Source organism: Microbacterium zouquanmingi (assembly GCF_052266695.1).
GTDB lineage: Bacteria > Actinomycetota > Actinomycetes > Actinomycetales > Microbacteriaceae > Microbacterium.
Genome location: NZ_JBQPQZ010000005.1, coordinates 211,900 through 228,384, shown reverse-complemented (window position 1 = coordinate 228,384; position 16,485 = coordinate 211,900). Strand labels below are relative to the sequence as shown.

At 64.3% G+C, this 16,485-nt stretch carries 15 protein-coding genes; all 15 read left to right on the top strand.

Translation table 11 applies throughout. The features are described from left to right. Positions 1-8: 8 nt before the first annotated feature. The 15 genes from murD (at position 9) to ACTU6U_RS12510 (ending at position 16,484) form a co-directional block, all read left to right on the top strand. Positions 9-1,541: a UDP-N-acetylmuramoyl-L-alanine--D-glutamate ligase gene (gene murD / locus ACTU6U_RS12580; RefSeq protein WP_443469447.1), complete on the top strand. Its 1,533-nt coding sequence runs from the start codon at positions 9-11 to the stop codon at positions 1,539-1,541. After that, positions 1,510-2,718, top strand: a complete 1,209-nt coding sequence (ftsW, locus tag ACTU6U_RS12575) for a putative lipid II flippase FtsW (protein WP_443469446.1) — start codon at positions 1,510-1,512, stop codon at positions 2,716-2,718. Before murD ends, ftsW begins: the two co-directional genes overlap by 32 nt. Continuing rightward, entirely contained in the window at positions 2,715-3,788 is a 1,074-nt protein-coding gene (locus ACTU6U_RS12570; protein ID WP_443469445.1) for a UDP-N-acetylglucosamine--N-acetylmuramyl-(pentapeptide) pyrophosphoryl-undecaprenol N-acetylglucosamine transferase, read from the top strand. The genes ftsW and ACTU6U_RS12570 overlap by 4 nt, the downstream gene beginning before the upstream one ends. A gap of 12 nt (positions 3,789-3,800) precedes the next feature. Next, entirely contained in the window at positions 3,801-5,213 is a 1,413-nt protein-coding gene (gene murC / locus ACTU6U_RS12565; RefSeq protein ID WP_443469444.1) for a UDP-N-acetylmuramate--L-alanine ligase, read from the top strand. Between the two features lie 3 nt (positions 5,214-5,216). Further along, complete coding sequence (locus ACTU6U_RS12560; RefSeq protein WP_443469443.1) at positions 5,217-6,131, top strand: FtsQ-type POTRA domain-containing protein; 915 nt, start codon at positions 5,217-5,219, stop codon at positions 6,129-6,131. 166 nt (positions 6,132-6,297) lie between these two features. Next, complete coding sequence (gene ftsZ / locus ACTU6U_RS12555) at positions 6,298-7,449, top strand: cell division protein FtsZ (RefSeq protein WP_443469442.1); 1,152 nt, start codon at positions 6,298-6,300, stop codon at positions 7,447-7,449. Between the two features lie 7 nt (positions 7,450-7,456). Further along, a complete protein-coding gene (locus ACTU6U_RS12550; RefSeq protein ID WP_443469441.1) occupies positions 7,457-8,158 on the top strand; it encodes a YggS family pyridoxal phosphate-dependent enzyme in 702 nt (233 codons plus the stop codon). Between the two features lie 40 nt (positions 8,159-8,198). Next, positions 8,199-8,681 (top strand): cell division protein SepF, encoded by a 483-nt coding sequence (locus tag ACTU6U_RS12545; protein WP_443469440.1) that lies wholly within the window; start codon positions 8,199-8,201, stop codon positions 8,679-8,681. A gap of 12 nt (positions 8,682-8,693) precedes the next feature. After that, positions 8,694-8,984, top strand: coding sequence for a YggT family protein (locus ACTU6U_RS12540; protein WP_443469439.1), 291 nt, complete (start codon positions 8,694-8,696; stop codon positions 8,982-8,984). Between the two features lie 107 nt (positions 8,985-9,091). Further along, complete coding sequence (locus tag ACTU6U_RS12535; RefSeq protein ID WP_443469438.1) at positions 9,092-9,700, top strand: DivIVA domain-containing protein; 609 nt, start codon at positions 9,092-9,094, stop codon at positions 9,698-9,700. Between the two features lie 9 nt (positions 9,701-9,709). After that, positions 9,710-10,303: a signal peptidase II gene (lspA, locus tag ACTU6U_RS12530; protein ID WP_443469437.1), complete on the top strand. Its 594-nt coding sequence runs from the start codon at positions 9,710-9,712 to the stop codon at positions 10,301-10,303. A gap of 2 nt (positions 10,304-10,305) precedes the next feature. After that, positions 10,306-11,226 (top strand): RluA family pseudouridine synthase, encoded by a 921-nt coding sequence (locus tag ACTU6U_RS12525; protein WP_443469436.1) that lies wholly within the window; start codon positions 10,306-10,308, stop codon positions 11,224-11,226. Between the two features lie 59 nt (positions 11,227-11,285). Then, the gene (locus tag ACTU6U_RS12520) at positions 11,286-11,858 is read left to right on the top strand and encodes a GNAT family N-acetyltransferase (protein ID WP_443469435.1); all 573 of its coding nucleotides are present in this window, start codon (positions 11,286-11,288) and stop codon (positions 11,856-11,858) included. 88 nt (positions 11,859-11,946) lie between these two features. After that, positions 11,947-15,417 carry a DNA polymerase III subunit alpha gene (dnaE, locus tag ACTU6U_RS12515; protein ID WP_443469502.1) on the top strand — a complete coding sequence of 1,157 codons (3,471 nt, stop codon included), beginning with the start codon at positions 11,947-11,949 and terminating at the stop codon, positions 15,415-15,417. Positions 15,418-15,428: 11 nt separating this feature from the next. Further along, a complete protein-coding gene (locus ACTU6U_RS12510; protein WP_443469434.1) occupies positions 15,429-16,484 on the top strand; it encodes a hypothetical protein in 1,056 nt (351 codons plus the stop codon). The last annotated feature ends 1 nt before the right edge of the window (position 16,485 follow it).

Sequence of the window (16,485 nt, the reverse complement as noted above, 5' to 3'; positions counted from 1 at the left end):
CGCGTGAAATGACACTACGATTAGAAGCCCTCACCAGCTGGCACGCTGACTGGAAGGGGTTGCGCGTTGCCGTGCTCGGTCTGTCCGTGACCGGTTTCGCCGCTGCAGACACGCTCACCGAGCTCGGCGCAGACGTGCTCGTCCTCTCCGAGTCGGCATCCGAGGACTACGAGCGCCTCGTTCCCGTGATCGGTGCGCGCCTCGTGCTCGGGCCACTCGACCAGGCCCCGACAGAACTTGTGGAGTTCGCGCCTGACGTCGTCGTCGCGTCCCCGGGATTCGCGCCATCGCACCCGGTCATCCGCTGGACGCTCGAGTCGGGCATCGCGCTGTGGGGAGATGTGGAACTGGCCTGGCGCGTGCGCGACAAGGTCGTGCGCGCCGATGGAACGCCAGCGGACTGGGTGCTGATCACCGGCACCAACGGCAAGACGACGACCACCCAGCTGACCGCGACGCTGCTCGTCGAAGGAGGGCTTCGCGCCGCTCCCTGCGGAAACATCGGCGTTCCGGTGTTGGATGCTGTTCGCGATCCCGCCGGATTCGATGTGCTCGTCGTGGAGCTCTCCAGCCACCAGCTCTGGTACATCGGACAGAGTGCGCCAGAGGGACAGCTCGTGCCGCATTCCGCGGTCTGCCTGAACCTCGCTGACGACCACCTCGTGTGGCATGGCAGCGCCGAGGCGTACCGCGAGGCGAAGTCCTTCGTCTATCGCAATACGCGCGTCGCCTGCGTCTACAACAAGGCCGATGAGGCGACCAGGGTCATGGTGGAAGAGGCCGACGTCACAGACGGCGCCCGAGCGATCGGGTTCGACCTCGGGATTCCCGGTCCCAGCGATGTCGGCGTGGTCGACGGCATTCTCGTCGATCGTGCTTTCCTCGACGACCGTCGAAACAATGCGCTCGAGCTTACGACGATCGCTGAGCTAGTAGAGGCAGGGCTTGCCGCTCCGCACATCGTGCAGAACATCCTCGCTGCCAGCGCTCTGGCGCGGGCCCTCGGTGCAGAGCCCGCTGCGATCCGTCGCGCACTGGAGCGCTTCCGCCTCGATGAGCACCGGATCCAGGTCGTGGCCCGACATGCTGGCGTCACCTGGATCGATGATTCCAAAGCCACCAACCCGCATGCGGCTGCCTCCTCGTTGCGTGCGTACCCCGGGGCCGTCTGGGTCGTGGGCGGAGACCTGAAGGGTGTCGACGTCTCTGAAGTCGTGGCAGGTGCCGGCCGCACAGCGAGCGCAGCTCTTGTCATCGGCGTAGAGCGCGGCGACGTTCTGGCGGCATTCGCGCGACACGCGCCCGACGTGCGGGTCTATGAGGTCGCCACTGGTGAGACTGAAGATGTGATGACCCGCGTGGTGGAACTGGCCGCAGGGATCGCCACTGACGGGGGCACAGTTCTACTGGCACCCGCCGCGGCATCCTTCGATCAGTTCGAAAGCTACGCGGATCGTGGCCACCGCTTCGCCGACGCGGTGCAGAAGTGGATCGACCGGGGGAGTGCCGATGACGCAGGCAGCCCGCCCGTCGCGCACTGACCGCGCGGTAGCCGACTCCTCGCCCTCGGACTCACGCGGTCTTGCCGCTCGCGTCTCACTGGGACGTATCTTCACGCCGCCCTCGAGCGAGTTCCTGCTGATCGCATCCACAGCTCTGTTGCTGACGGTGTTCGGGATCGTGATGGTGATCTCCGCTACCAGCGCGACCGAATCCGGCGTCATGGACACGGCGCTGAAGCAGAGCATGTTCGCCGCCATCGGCATCCCGCTGATGTTCCTCGTGAGCAGACTGCCGATCAAGTTCCTGAAGAAGATGGCGTGGCCGCTGCTGATCGCCGCCACCCTGATGCAGCTGCTGGTGTTCACGCCTCTGGGCGTCACCGACGCCGGAAACCGCAATTGGATCCGTCTGGCCGGCTTCACGATGCAGCCATCAGAATTCCTGAAACTCGCGCTCGCACTGTGGATCGCCTACGTGCTGCTGCGCAAGCGCGCCCTGCTGGGCATCTGGCGCCACGTGTTCATCCCGGTGATCCCGGTCGGGTTGCTCGTCTTCGGCACCGTGATGGCCGGTCGTGACCTCGGTACGGCGATGGTGCTCGTGCTCATCTTGCTCGGCTGCCTGTTCTTCGCCGGCGTGAAGCTGCGCCTGTTCATCCTCCCCGTTCTGCTCGGGGTCGTCGGCGTCATCGCTCTGGCGATCGCAAGCCCCGACCGCATGCGACGGATCACCGCGGTGTGCTCCGACATGAGCAATTACGAGCATGACTGCTACCAGTCGATCCACGCCGTATGGGGCATGGCCAACGGCGGGATCTTCGGCCTGGGCCTGGGCAACTCCCAAGAGAAGTACGGCTGGCTTCCTGCAGCCGCGAACGACTTCATCTTCGCGATCGTCGGTGAAGAGCTGGGACTCATCGGCTGCCTCGTCGTGCTGGCGCTGTTCACCTTCTTCGCGGTCGGCGCCTTCCATGTGATGCGCAAGACCGATGACCCGTTCATCCGCGTCGCAGCCGGTGGCATCACGGTATGGATCCTCGGCCAGGCACTCATCAACATCGGCGTCGTCATCGGCGTGCTCCCGGTCATGGGCGTGCCGCTGCCGTTCATGTCGCAGGGCGGTACCGCCTTGCTCGCCGTGCTGTTGGCGTGCGGCGTGCTCCTCGCGTTCGCTCGCACGATTCCTGCAACTGAGCGGGGTAAGGTCACGAGGTGACCTCGTACCTCCTCGCAGGTGGCGGCACTGCCGGCCACGTCAATCCTCTGCTCGCTGTCGCCGATTCTCTGCGAGAGCGCGACGCGCACGCTTCCGTACTGGTTCTCGGGACGAAGGAAGGGCTGGAAGCGAGGCTCGTGCCCGCACGCGGCTATGAGCTGCTCATCGTCGACAAGGTGCCGTTCCCTCGGCGCCCGAATCAGGCGGCCATCGCTTTTCCCGGACGGTTCCGCAAGGCGATCGCGCAGGTGCGCGCGCACATCCGCGAGCACGAGGTCGATGTCGTGGTCGGATTCGGCGGCTACGCTTCCGCGCCCGCCTATGTCGCCGCGCGCCGGGAGAAAGTTCCCTACATCGTGCACGAGGCGAACGCCCGGCCGGGCCTGGCGAACAGATTGGGCGCTGGACGCGCTGCCGGAGTGGGCGTCGCTTTCGAGGGCACCCCGCTCAAGCGGGGAGAGGTCGTCGGGATGCCGCTGCGCCACGAGATCGTTGATCTCGATCGGGCGGCATCGCGCGCAGAGGCCGCTGCAGCCTTCGGATTGGATCCGGCCCGCCCCGTGCTGCTCGTGTTCGGCGGGTCACTCGGTGCGCAGCGACTGAACGAGGCGCTGGCCGATTCCTGGGGCGATGTGCTCGCCGCCGGGTGGCAGCTGCTGCACGTCACGGGGGAGCGCAGCGACCTCGTTGACCCAGAAGTGCCCGGATATGCGGTGCGTCGCTACGTCGACCGGATGGATCTCGCATTCGCGCTGGCCGATCTGATCGTCTCGCGCGCAGGCTCTGCGACCGTCAGCGAGATCAGTGCTCTCGGCATCCCCGCGGTATACGTGCCGTACGCCGTCGGCAATGGTGAGCAGCGTCTGAATGCCGCGTCGGCTGTCGCCGCGGGAGCCGCGCTGCTGATCGATGACGGCACCTTCACCGGTGACAAGGTGCGCGAGGAGATCATCCCGCTGCTCGCCGATCGCGCGCGCATCGATCGCATGGCTGAGGCAGCCGTGCACGTCGGCACGCGCACCGGCACACAGAACGTCGTCGCCATGATCTACGGCGCTCTCACGAATTAGGATGGAGGGGACATGATCAAGCCTGACCTCTCTCTCCCGATTCCGGACTCCATCACCGCCGCCCACTTCATCGGGATCGGTGGGTCTGGCATGAGCGGGTTGGCGAAGATGTTCCTCGATGCCGGCATCCGGGTGTCCGGTTCAGACCGCGCGGACAGCGATAGCCTTCGTGCTCTCGCGGCAGCTGGCGCGACCGTGCACGTCGGTCACGATGCCGCCCACCTCGGCGATGCTGACACCGTCGTGCACACGGGCGCGATCTGGCCGGAGAACCCCGAGTTCGTCACCGCCAAGGAACGCGGCCTGCACGTCATCCATCGTTCGCAGGCGCTGCACTGGCTGATTCGCGGGCATCGGCTCGTCTCGGTCGCCGGCGCGCACGGCAAGACGACCTCCACGGGCATGATCGTGACGGCCCTGCAGGCCCTGCGCACCGACCCGAACTTCGTCAACGGCGGAGTGATCGAGCAGCTCGGCGTCTCGAGCTCCTCGGGAACCGATGATCTCTTCGTCATCGAGGCCGATGAGTCCGATGGAACGTTTCTGCTCTACGACACGGCCATCGCTCTCATCACCAATGTCGATCCTGATCACCTGGACCATTACGGATCGGACGAGGCATTCCACGACGCATTCGTGCAGTTCGCGGATGCGGCAGGCGAGGCCGTTGTGATCTCCAGCGACGATCCTGGTGCCCTGCGCGTGAAGGCCGGTCTCTCGCACCAGAACGTGATCACGTTCGGCACTGCCGCCGATGCCGATGTCCGCCTCGCCGACATCTCCACGACAGGCCCCGTTTCAGCGACGATCAGCCACGGTGGCGCGAGCGAGCGGATGCAGCTGGTCATCCCCGGTGCGCACAACGCGATCAATGCCGCAGGCGCGGTGGCGGTACTCGTCGCTCTCGGCCATGCGTTCGCCGATTCTGTGCGCGCTGTGGAGAGCTTCGCGGGCACCGTGCGCCGATTCGAGCTGCACGGCGTTGAGCGCGGTGTGAGTGTCTTCGACGACTACGCTCATCACCCGACCGAGGTGAAGGCGGCGCTGGAAGCCGCGCGAGGCGTCGTCGGCGAGGGAAGGCTCATCGCCATCCAGCAGCCGCACACGTACTCGCGCACACAGCACATGTATCGCGAGTTCGCGGAGGTGCTGGAGACCTATGCCGATCACACTGTCATGCTCGACGTATACGGGGCACGGGAGGATCCGGTGCCTGGAGTCACGGGCGAGCTGGTCAGTGGTGCGTTTGCCGACTCTGACCACGTGCACTACGTTCCGGACTGGCAGGAGGCCGCCGATTACACGGCGTCGATCGTGCAAGAGGGCGACTACGTCATCACTCTCGGCTGCGGCAATGTCTACCTGATCATCCCGCAGGTGCTCGAATCGCTCCGACAGCGCCCGGCGCCCGGCGCAGAGGGCTGATCGATGCGCCGCCCGGCACCGCTTCCGACTCCACCGGGGGAGGCGCACGCAACATCGGCGCGCCGGCCTCTCACCGACGAGACGGTCGAGCCGGTCGAGCTGCGTTCGAGCGCCACTGATCTTGACGCGGATATTTCGCAGGCCGAACCGGAGTCGTGGGACGACCTCACCGCGAAAGATGTGTGGCGGGCCGCTCGTGCTCGCCGTAAGCGTCTGCGCGCCGAGATCCGCCGGTTCACTCAGCGGTCCCGCAGGCGCCGAATCATCTGGCTGAGCGTTCTCGGCGCACTGATCGTGCTGGTCGGCGGCAGTGCGATCGCGGCATACAGCCCGCTGTTCGCGGTCGAGCGGATCAATGTCGTCGGGGCTTCCACGATCGACCCAGCGCAGATCCAGGCCGCGCTGGCCGACCAGATCGGCACGCCGCTCGCTCTTGTGGATGAGAGCGAGGTGAAGGCCGCGCTGATGGCCTATCCGTTGATCGAGAGCTATGCGCTGGAGGCGAAGCCGCCGCATGATCTGACGGTTCGCATCGTCGAGCGCACACCCATCGGCGTGATCGAATCGGATGCCGGGTACACGCTCGTGGATGCCGCGGGAGTCGCCCTGTCGACCACTGCGCAGGTTCCTGCAGGACAGCCGATACTGCGCGTGGAACGTGGGGTCGAGTCAGACGCATTCGAGTCGGTCGGACTCGTGATCCGCTCGCTTCCCGCTGACGTGCGCGGATCGCTCGTCGAGGCTTCGGCGAGCACTCTGGACGATGTGTCGCTGAAGCTCTCTAGCGGACTGACCGTCTTCTGGGGGAGCGCTGAGAAGTCGGTTGAGAAGGCGCGCACTCTGACCTCGACGATGCTGGCGAATCCGGCGGCCCGCACGATCGATGTCTCTTCGCCGGACGTGGTCGTCGCCGGTTGAGCGCGATTGCGCACCGGAACACACGACACACCCGTGTCGCTGCGCGCACACGGCAGGATCGCGCATACCTTCGATCTTGAGAACGCAATACCGGGAAATACTTTACACCTCTAGTTGAGGTTTAAGGTTCACATTCTTTCCAGGCTCGAACTATCGGAGGCCGGCCATGAGCCAGAACCAGAACTACCTCGCCGTGATCAAGGTCGTCGGCGTCGGCGGTGGCGGCGTCAACGCCGTCAACCGCATGATCGATCTCGGCCTTCGAGGCGTCGAGTTCATCGCTGTCAACACCGATGCGCAGGCGCTGCTGATGAGTGACGCCGACGTCAAGCTTGACGTCGGCCGCGAGCTCACCCGAGGACTCGGCGCAGGAGCCGACCCTGAGATCGGTCGGCGGGCCGCAGATGACCACGCCGAAGAGATCGAGCAGGCACTCGCCGGAGCCGACATGGTCTTCGTCACTGCGGGCGAGGGCGGCGGAACCGGCACCGGTGGCGCTCCGGTCGTCGCGCGCATTGCGAAGTCGATCGGCGCGTTGACCATCGGTGTCGTCACCAAGCCGTTCTCGTTCGAAGGCCGCCGCCGTCAGAGCCAGGCAGAGGCCGGCGTCGCCAAGCTGAAGGAAGAGGTCGACACTCTCATCGTCGTGCCCAACGACCGTCTGCTGGAGATCAGCGACCGCGGCATTTCGATGATCGAGGCGTTCGCCACGGCCGACCAGGTGCTGCTCGCCGGTGTGCAGGGCATCACCGACCTCATCACCACCCCTGGTCTCATCAACCTCGACTTCGCTGACGTGAAGTCGGTCATGCAGGGTGCCGGCTCGGCTCTCATGGGCATCGGGTCCGCTCGCGGCGCCGACCGCGCCATCAAGGCGGCTGAGCTTGCTGTCGAATCGCCGCTGCTCGAAGCATCCATCGAGGGCGCGCACGGCGTGCTGCTCTCGATTCAGGGTGGATCGAACCTCGGAATCTTCGAGATCCACGATGCTGCAGACCTTGTCAAGGAAGCGGCGCACCCCGAAGCGAACATCATCTTCGGTACCGTCATCGACGACACTCTCGGCGACGAGGTGCGCGTGACGGTGATCGCCGCTGGGTTCGACGGTGGTGAACCCTCGCAGCGCCTTGACCCGATCATCGTCTCTCGTCCGGAGCCCGCATCGCTTCCCGAGGTCACTCTCTCCGACGAAGAGACTGAGGCGCCGAAGAGCACCGCCGAGTCCGCTGAGCGACCGGCGGCGCCTCGCGTGGCATCGACGAGCCTCGAGCCGGCGTTCACGGACGATGACATCGACATTCCCGAGTTCCTGAAGTAGGCCCGCTTTGGGTGAACTGGCGCAGCGGCTGTCTGCGATCGACGCGCAGATCGCAGAGGCCGCACGCTCGGCGGGCAGAAACCCCGGCGAGATCACGCGCATCGTGGTGACCAAGTTCCACCCGGCTTCTCTCGTACGCGACCTGTACGCACTCGGCGTACGAGACGTGGGGGAGAACCGGCAGCAGGAGCTCACCGCGAAGCGTGGAGAGATTGCTGATGACCTCGCGGAACTGCGCTGGCACTTCATCGGTCAGGCGCAGACGAAGAAGGCCGGAGCCATTCGGCGAGGTGCGGATGCCGTGCACTCGGTCGATCGCGCCAAACTCGCCGATTCGCTGCATCGGGCGGCGCAGTCGGATGAGTCAGAGGACCAGCGAGTGCTTGACGTGCTCCTGCAGGTCAATCTCACAGCGGATGAGGGGCGCGGGGGAGTCGAGCCGGATGCTGCGGCAGAGCTCGCCGATCACATCCTCACGCTGCCCTCGCTGCGGCTGCGTGGAGTGATGGGAGTCGCTCCACTGGATGAGCCGCCGGCGGCAGCCTTCGAAAGGCTACGAGGCGTCTCAGACGTCGTCCGCGAGAGCGAGCCGAACGCCACCTGGATCTCGGCTGGCATGACCGGAGACTTCGCCGAGGCGATTGCCGCAGGTGCGACACACCTGCGGATCGGCTCGGCAATCACGGGACCCCGGCCAGACCGGGGTTAACCTCGAAACAGATCAGCCCACGTCGAACACGGAGGACACGATGGGAAACCCGCTGAAGAAGACCATGGTGTACCTGGGACTCGCCGATGAGGAAGAGGCCTACGAGGAGCAGCTCGCTCCGGCACCCGCACGCGCGCAGCGCGAGCGTGACCGCGATCGTGAGCAGAGCGAACCCGCTCCGGCACCTGTCACCCCGCTGCGTCGCCCCGTTGCCGTGCGCCAGCCGTCGGCCGGTGCGGTCAACGAGATCCTCACTGTGCACCCCAAGCAGTACCGTGACGCGCAGTTGATCGCCGAGAGCTTCCGCGAAGGCATTCCGGTGATCATCAACCTGTCGCAGATGTCGGATGCTGATGCACGCCGTCTGATCGACTTCGCAAGCGGCCTGTCCCTCGGACTGTACGGCCGGATCGAGCGCGTGACCAGCAAGGTGTTCCTGCTCTCGCCCGAGAACATCGCTGTCTCGGGGCACGGCGGCATCGCAAGCGCTGACCCGGAGTCCACGGGCTTCGACCAGTCCTGATCCGTGGCCGGGGTGGTCTCCTGGATCGCATCGATCATTCATTTGATCCTGCTGATCTACATCTTCGTGCTGTTCGCGCGGCTCATTCTTGATTACATTCCGCTGTTCAATCGCGGTTGGCGCCCCAAGGGTGCTGGTCTCATAGCCGCTGAGGCGGTCTACACGGTCACTGACCCGCCGATCAGACTGTTCCGACGCTTCATTCCTCCACTGCGTATCGGAACGCTGGCACTCGATTTCGGGTTCACTTTCACCATGCTCGCAGTGCTGATCCTGATGTCCATCGTGCGGCAATTCATCTGATCGGGACTATGCTGGCACGAGGCGCGCGCCCCGGGTACGCGCCTCATCAATAACACGCCATGCTTCAGACACTGGCAACAGAACTCATCGAAAGAGGAGCCGAGATAATGGCACTGACCCCGGATGACGTCGTCACCAAGTCGTTCCAGCACGTTCGTTTCAAGGACGGCTTCGACCCGGACGAGGTCGATGACTTCCTCGACGAAATCGTCGTCGAGTGGCGCAAGACGCTGGAAGAGAATGCTGAGCTGAAAGCGAAGCTCGCCGCCTACGAGTCCGGCGAGACGCCTGCTGAGGCTTCGGCGGCAGAGCAGGCGCCTGTCATCGAGGAAGCTCCGGCTCCCGTTGCAGCAGTTCCGGCAGCGCCTGTCGAGACCGCTACCGGATCGACGACCGCTACTGCGGGCATCATCGAACTGGCCCAGCGCCTGCACGATGAGCACGTCGCAGAGGGCGAGGCGAAGAAGAGCCAGCTCATCTCCGAGGCTCAGGCCGAGGTCGACCGCATCCAGAGCGAAGCTCAGGTCAAGCAGCGCGAAGAGTCGGCTCGTCTCGAGCGCGAGCGCAACACGCTCGAGGCTCGCATCACCGAACTCCGCAACTTCGAGCGCGACTATCGCACGCAGCTGCGCGGCTACATCGAGGGTCAGCTCCGCGACCTCGATGAGAAGTCGACTTCGACCGACTCGACACCGGTCTCGGCGATCGGACTGTAGGTCAGCCCTTTGGCCGAACATCGTCCGATTCGTCGGTCGGCGGCCGGCATCATCGTCGCGATTCTCGCGGTGGTGGTGCTGGCCGCCGATCAGTTTGTGAAGTACCTCACGGTCGAGAACCTGCCTCTCCATGAGGTGGTCCCCGTGATCGGCGAGTTCTTCCAGCTGTATTACATTCGCAACTCCGGTGCAGCGTTCTCGCTCGGCAGCGGGGTGACGTGGATCTTCACGATCGCCCTCACGGTTGTCGCAGCGATCATCGTCTGGAAAGCCTTCGGGCTGCGGTCGAGGCTCTGGGCCGTTGTTCTCGGATGCCTGCTCGGCGGTGTGCTCGGTAATCTCACCGATCGGCTCTTTCGGGAGCCGGGATTCGCCGTGGGCCACGTCGTCGACATGATCTCGATGCCGTGGATGATGCCTGCGATCTTCAACGTCGCCGATATCTTCATCGTGTGCGGCATGATCTCGGTCGCGCTGCTGGTGATTCTCGGCATCCGTTTCGACGGCACGCGCGAGAAGGACCACGTCGATTCCGAGAACGTCGAATCTGAGGCTGTCGGGTCCGAGACCTCCGAGTCCGAGGTCACTGAGAAGGGCAACTGATCGTGGAATCACGGTCGCTGCCCGTGCCAGACGGGCTGGACGGCGCACGCGTCGATGCGGCGCTTGCGAAGATGCTCGGCTTCTCGCGAACCTTCGCCGCTGACGTGATCTCCGCGGGTGGAGTCCGCCTCGATGGAGCGGTTCTCGACAAATCCGATCGCCTGCGCAGCGGCGGATGGCTGGATGTCGAATGGCAGCCGAAGCAGGGCCCCGTGATCGTTCCGATCGAAGTGCCAGAGCTCGGCATCGTCTACGACGATGACGACATTGTCGTCATCGACAAGCCGACAGGCGTTGCAGCCCACCCGTCTGTGGGGTGGGAAGGGCCGACGGTGCTCGGCGCTCTCGCCGGGGCAGGGTTCCGGATCGCCACCAGTGGCGCAGCCGAGCGGGCCGGCATCGTCCACAGGCTCGATGTGGGCACGAGCGGGCTCATGGTGGTCGCCAAGAGCGAGTCGGCGTACACAGCACTCAAGCGCGCCTTCAAGGAGCGCACGGTCGAGAAGATCTACCATGCGGTCGTTCAGGGGCATCCAGACCCGTTGGCAGGGACTATCGAAGGACCGATTGGTCGGCATCCGAACCACTCATGGAAGTTCGCCGTCATTCCCGACGGCAAGCCGTCTGTGACCCACTATGAGACGCTCGAGGCGTTCCCCGGGGCGTCGCTGTTGGAGATTCATCTCGAGACGGGGCGCACGCATCAGATCCGCGTGCATATGGCCGCACACCGACATCCGTGTGTCGGCGATCCGCTCTACGGGGCGGACCCGACTCTTTCCGCACGCTTGGGGCTGACGAGGCAGTGGCTGCACGCGCACAAGCTCGCATTCACGCATCCCGCGACGGGGGAGTGGGTGCAGTTCGAGTCAGGCTATCCGGCCGATTTCGAGCATGCACTCGGGATTCTGCGCGGAGACTGACAGGGTTCGTCGAAGAACCCGTACCGGCGGGTGTCGGAGGCATCCGGCACAATGACGGGATGAGCATCGAGGTGCGACCGGCGACGGTCTTCGACGACGTCGCTGTGGTCGTCGGTCCGAAGAAGCCGACATCGAACGTGTGCTTCTGCCTGAGCTACCGGCTCAGAGCGAAGGAGAACAACCTCCTCAAAGGGCCAGCGCGCGCGGAGCGCGTGCGAGAACTGTGCGAAGGTGATCCTCCGCCCGGTGTGATCGCGTATCTCGATGGCGAACCGGTCGGCTGGGCAGCGCTTCAGCCTCGACGCGAGACGAGCTTTGCGACGAATCGGCGCATTCCCCACGTCGATGAGCTCGATGTCTGGTCGCTGTGGTGCTTCCGGGTTCGGCCGGGGCATCGTAAGCAGGGTCTCATGCATGAGCTGATCGAAGGCGCTGTCGCATACGCGAAGACGTGTGGGGCGCCCGCGGTGGAGGGCTATCCGGTCGACAATCAGGGCGCGAAGGTGAACCTGACCATGATGTACGTCGGCACGAAGGCGTTGTTCGAGCGAGCGGGGTTCGCCCTGGCATCCGACACGCAATCGGTTCTCGACGGGTTCCCTCGTGTGCTGATGCGTCTCGATCTCGGATGAGCGGGGGCCGGTGTCTGGCCCCCGACGTAGACTCGAAGGCGTGGCATCTGACTCTTTCGTACACCTGCACGTTCACAGCGAATACTCGATGCTCGATGGTGCCGCGAAGATCAACGCGATGACCCAGGCGGCCGCCGATTACGGCATGCCGGCCATCGCTGTAACCGACCACGGCAACACCTTCGCAGCCTTCGAGTTCTACAACGCGGCCAAGAACGCGGGCGTCAAGCCGATCATCGGCCTCGAAGCCTACGTCACCCCCGGCACCCATCGCAGCGACAAGTCTCGTGTGGCATGGGGCTCGCCGGATCAGAAGAGCGATGACGTCTCCGGTACTGGTGCGTACACCCACACGACGATGTGGAGTCAGAGCACTGAGGGTATGCACAACCTCTTCCGGCTGAGCTCGCTGTCGAGCCTCGAGGGGTACTACTTCAAGCCCCGGATGGACCGGGAGCTGCTGCAGAAATACGGCAAGGGCCTGATCGCGACGACAGGGTGCCCCTCCGGCGAGATCCAGACCCGCCTGCGCCTGGGCCAGTACGACGCCGCTCGCGCAGCTGCCGCCGAGTTCCAGGACATCTTCGGCAAAGAGAACTACTTCGCCGAGATCATGGACCACGGGCTGTCGATCGAACGCCGCGTGATCAGCGATCTGCTGAAGATTTCGAAGGACCTGAATATTCCGCTGGTCGCGACGAACGACTCGCACTACACGCACCAGCATGAGGCCGACGCGCACGCCGCGCTGCTGTGCGTGCAGTCCGGCTCGACGATGGATGACCCGAACCGGTTCAAGTTCGACGGTGACGGCTACTACATCAAGACGGCGCAGGAAATGCGCCAGATGTTCCGCGATCACCCCGAGGCGTGCGATAACACTCTCCTCATCGCCGAGCGGTGCGAAGTCGAGTTCAACACGGCGGCGAACTACATGCCGCGCTTCCCGGTTCCCGACGGCGAGACCGAAGACAGCTGGCTCGTCAAAGAAGTCGAGCTCGGTCTGCACCACCGTTATCCAAACGGCATCCCGGACCAGGTCCGCAAGCAGGCCGAGTACGAGACCGGCATCATCCTGCAGATGGGGTTCCCCGGCTACTTCCTCGTCGTCGCCGACTTCATCAACTGGGCCAAGGACAACGGCATCCGCGTCGGCCCCGGCCGTGGTTCCGGAGCTGGATCCATGGTCGCCTATGCGATGAAGATCACTGACCTCGATCCGCTCGAGCACGGTCTCATCTTCGAGCGCTTCCTCAACCCGGACCGCGTCTCGATGCCTGACTTCGACGTCGACTTCGATGACCGGCGCCGCGGCGAGGTGATCGACTACGTCACCGCGAAGTACGGCTCAGAACGCGTTGCACAGATCGTCACCTACGGCACGATCAAGTCCAAGCAGGCGCTCAAGGACGCCGGACGCGTGCTCGGCTTCCCCTTCAGCATGGGAGAGCGCCTGACCAAGGCCATGCCGCCACCCGTCATGGGCAAGGACATGCCGCTGGACGGCATGTTCGACAGCAAGCACCCTCGCTACAAAGAGGCGAGCGAGTTCCGGGCGCTCATCGAGACCGATCCCGAAGCGAAGACGGTATTCGACCGCGCGCTCGGTCTTGAGGGGCTGAAGCGTCAGTGGGGCGTGCACGCTGCCGGTGTGATCATGTCGTCTGAGCCGCTGCTCGACATCATCCCCATCATGAAGCGTGAGCAGGACGGCCAGATCGTCACGCAGTTCGACTACCCGTCGTGCGAGACGCTCGGTCTGATCAAGATGGACTTTCTGGGGCTGCGAAACCTCACGATCATCTCTGACGCGCTCGACAACATCCGTACGAACCGGGGTGAAGAGCTCGATCTCGAGCATCTCGAACTCGATGATCGACCTTCCTACGACCTGCTGACCCGGGGCGACTCGCTGGGAGTCTTCCAGCTCGACGGTGGGCCGATGCGCTCGCTGATGCGGCTGATGAAGCCAGACAACTTCGGTGACATCTCGGCTCTCATCGCGCTGTACCGCCCTGGTCCCATGGGAGCGAACTCGCACACGAACTACGCACTGCGCAAGAACGGTCTGCAACCGATCACGCCCATCCACCCCGAGCTCGAAGAGCCTCTGAAAGACATTCTCGAGGAGTCCTACGGCCTGATCATCTATCAGGAGCAGGTGATGGCCATCGCGCAGAAGGTCGCCGGCTTCACCCTCGGCCAGGCAGACATTCTGCGTCGCGCGATGGGTAAGAAGAAGAAATCAGAGCTCGACAAGCAGTACGAAGGCTTCCACGGCGGAATGCGCTCGAACGGTTTCGGTGATGCAGCAGCCAAAGCGCTGTGGGACATCCTGCTGCCGTTCTCGGACTACGCATTCAACAAGGCGCACTCGGCCGCGTACGGACTCGTGTCGTACTGGACCGCGTACCTGAAGGCGCATTACCCCTCTGAGTACATGGCCGCGCTGCTCACGAGCGTCGGCGACTCCAAAGACAAGATGGCGATCTACCTCAACGAGTGTCGCCGTATGGGCATCAAGGTGCTGCCGCCCGACGTCCGCGAATCGATCAACTACTTCGCCGCTGTGGGCGAAGACATCCGTTTCGGTCTCGGAGCGGTGCGCAATGTCGGCAGCAACGTCGTCGACGGCATCATCGCGGCGCGCGAGAAAGACAACTTCGGCTCCTTCCACGATTTCTTGAAGAAGGTTCCGCTGCATGTCTCGAACAAGCGCACGGTGGAGTCTCTGATCAAAGCCGGTGCGTTCGATTCCATGGGCGACACACGCCGAGCGCTGATGGAGATCCATGAGGATGCCACAGAGGCGGCGGTCGACCAGAAGCGCAACGAGGCGCAGGGCGCGATCGGCTTCGACTTCGACAGCCTGTACGACGCACAGGAGGAGGCGCCGCCAGCGAAGGTCCCGGATCGCCCTGAGTGGATCAAGAAGGACAAGCTCGCCTTCGAACGCGAGATGCTCGGGCTCTACGTCTCGGATCACCCGCTGGCAGGTTTGGAGGTTCCGCTTGCAAAGCACGCGTCCATCTCCATTCACAACCTGCTCGCCTCGGAAGATCTCCAAGATGGCGACCAGGTCACCGTCGCGGGGCTGGTCACGAGCGTTCAGCACCGAGTCGCGAAGGCCAGCGGAAACCCCTACGGCATGATCACGATCGAGGACTTCAACGGCGAAGTCACGGTGATGTTCATGGGCAAGACCTATACGGAGTTCCAGCACACGCTGCAGCAAGACGCCATCCTGGCGGTCCGCGGCCGTGTTTCGCGACGCGACGACGGCCTGAATCTGCATGCGCAGTCAGCGTTCACTCCCGACGTCGGCTCGTTCGACGCGGCTGGGCCGCTCTCGCTTCTACTGGCAGAGCAGCGCGCCACAGAACAGGTGATGAACGAACTCGCGGAGGTGCTGCGCAGGCACAACGGTGAAACTGAGGTCGTGCTGCGCGTGCATCGTGGGCAGACGGCGAAGGTGTTCGACGTGCCGATGCCGGTGAAAGTCTCTGCAGATCTGTTCGGCGACCTGAAATCTCTGCTCGGCCCGACATGCCTCGGGTAGTATCGAGACCCATGAGTACGGACACACCGGAAGAGCTCTTCTCCGACGAGGACGGCGTGCTCTACGCCGAACAGGTCACCCCTCAACCCGGCATCCTGAGGTTCACGCTGCGTGAGCTGCTCATCGTCGCCGCATGGCTGGTGCTGTTCATCGTCTCGTTCATCCCCGTCGGATGGGGTCCTGCTCTGTGGCTGCAGGGCATCAGCTGGATCATCCCGCTCGGGCTGCCGACTGTCGCGGTCTTCCTGATCGTCCTCCGTCGGTTCTCCCCTGATGGGATCCGCAGAGTGGGGTCACTGGGAATAGACCAGTTCGCCTCGGTGGTGTTCTCGATCGCCGCCCTCTGGTGGGTCCAGGTCATCTGGGAATTCGTCTCGGTCTCCGTGCTCAACGGCTCATATGGGGTGATCTGGGTGCCGTGGGTGCAGCTGGCGGCGCTCATCATGCTCGTCATCGTCACCGTCTTCGCCCCGATCATCCCGGGACTGCGTGAAGACTTCCACGGTCGCCTTGTCGCTCTCGCGCACCGCAATGCCAACCCCGTGCGTCCCGTGATCGCCCGTCCTCGTCCTGAGCGCACGGCACAGCGCACGGCGGCCGGCGCAGCCATCGCCGATGGGGTGGAACTCGACGCAGAGATCGCCGACTCGTTCGATGAGGAGTCCGTTGATGAGATCACTCATGAGACCGTCGAGCAGCAGAATCTCGGTGGGAGCGTCCCGCTGACCGAGCACGCCTCAGGCGGTGCGATCGGCACGGCGATGGATCTCGACGACGACTACGTCCCCACTTACCGGCGCTCTTCCAACGAGACGCTCTTCATCGAGGAGGACCCGGTCGTCGAGGACGATCTCGTCGTCGAGGCGGAGAACAGCCAGCCTCAGCCGTTCTGGGCGCTCGCGCCAACCGCGCGTGACGTCGTCGATGAGCAGGGGGCGCCGCTGTTCCGCATCGGTCCGGATGCCTGGGCTCTCGTCGTCGAAGATCGAGGAGGCGCCTACGTTATCCGACATGATGACGGACGTATCGGCTACCTCCACGAAATCGCAGACATCACGAAAGGCTGAC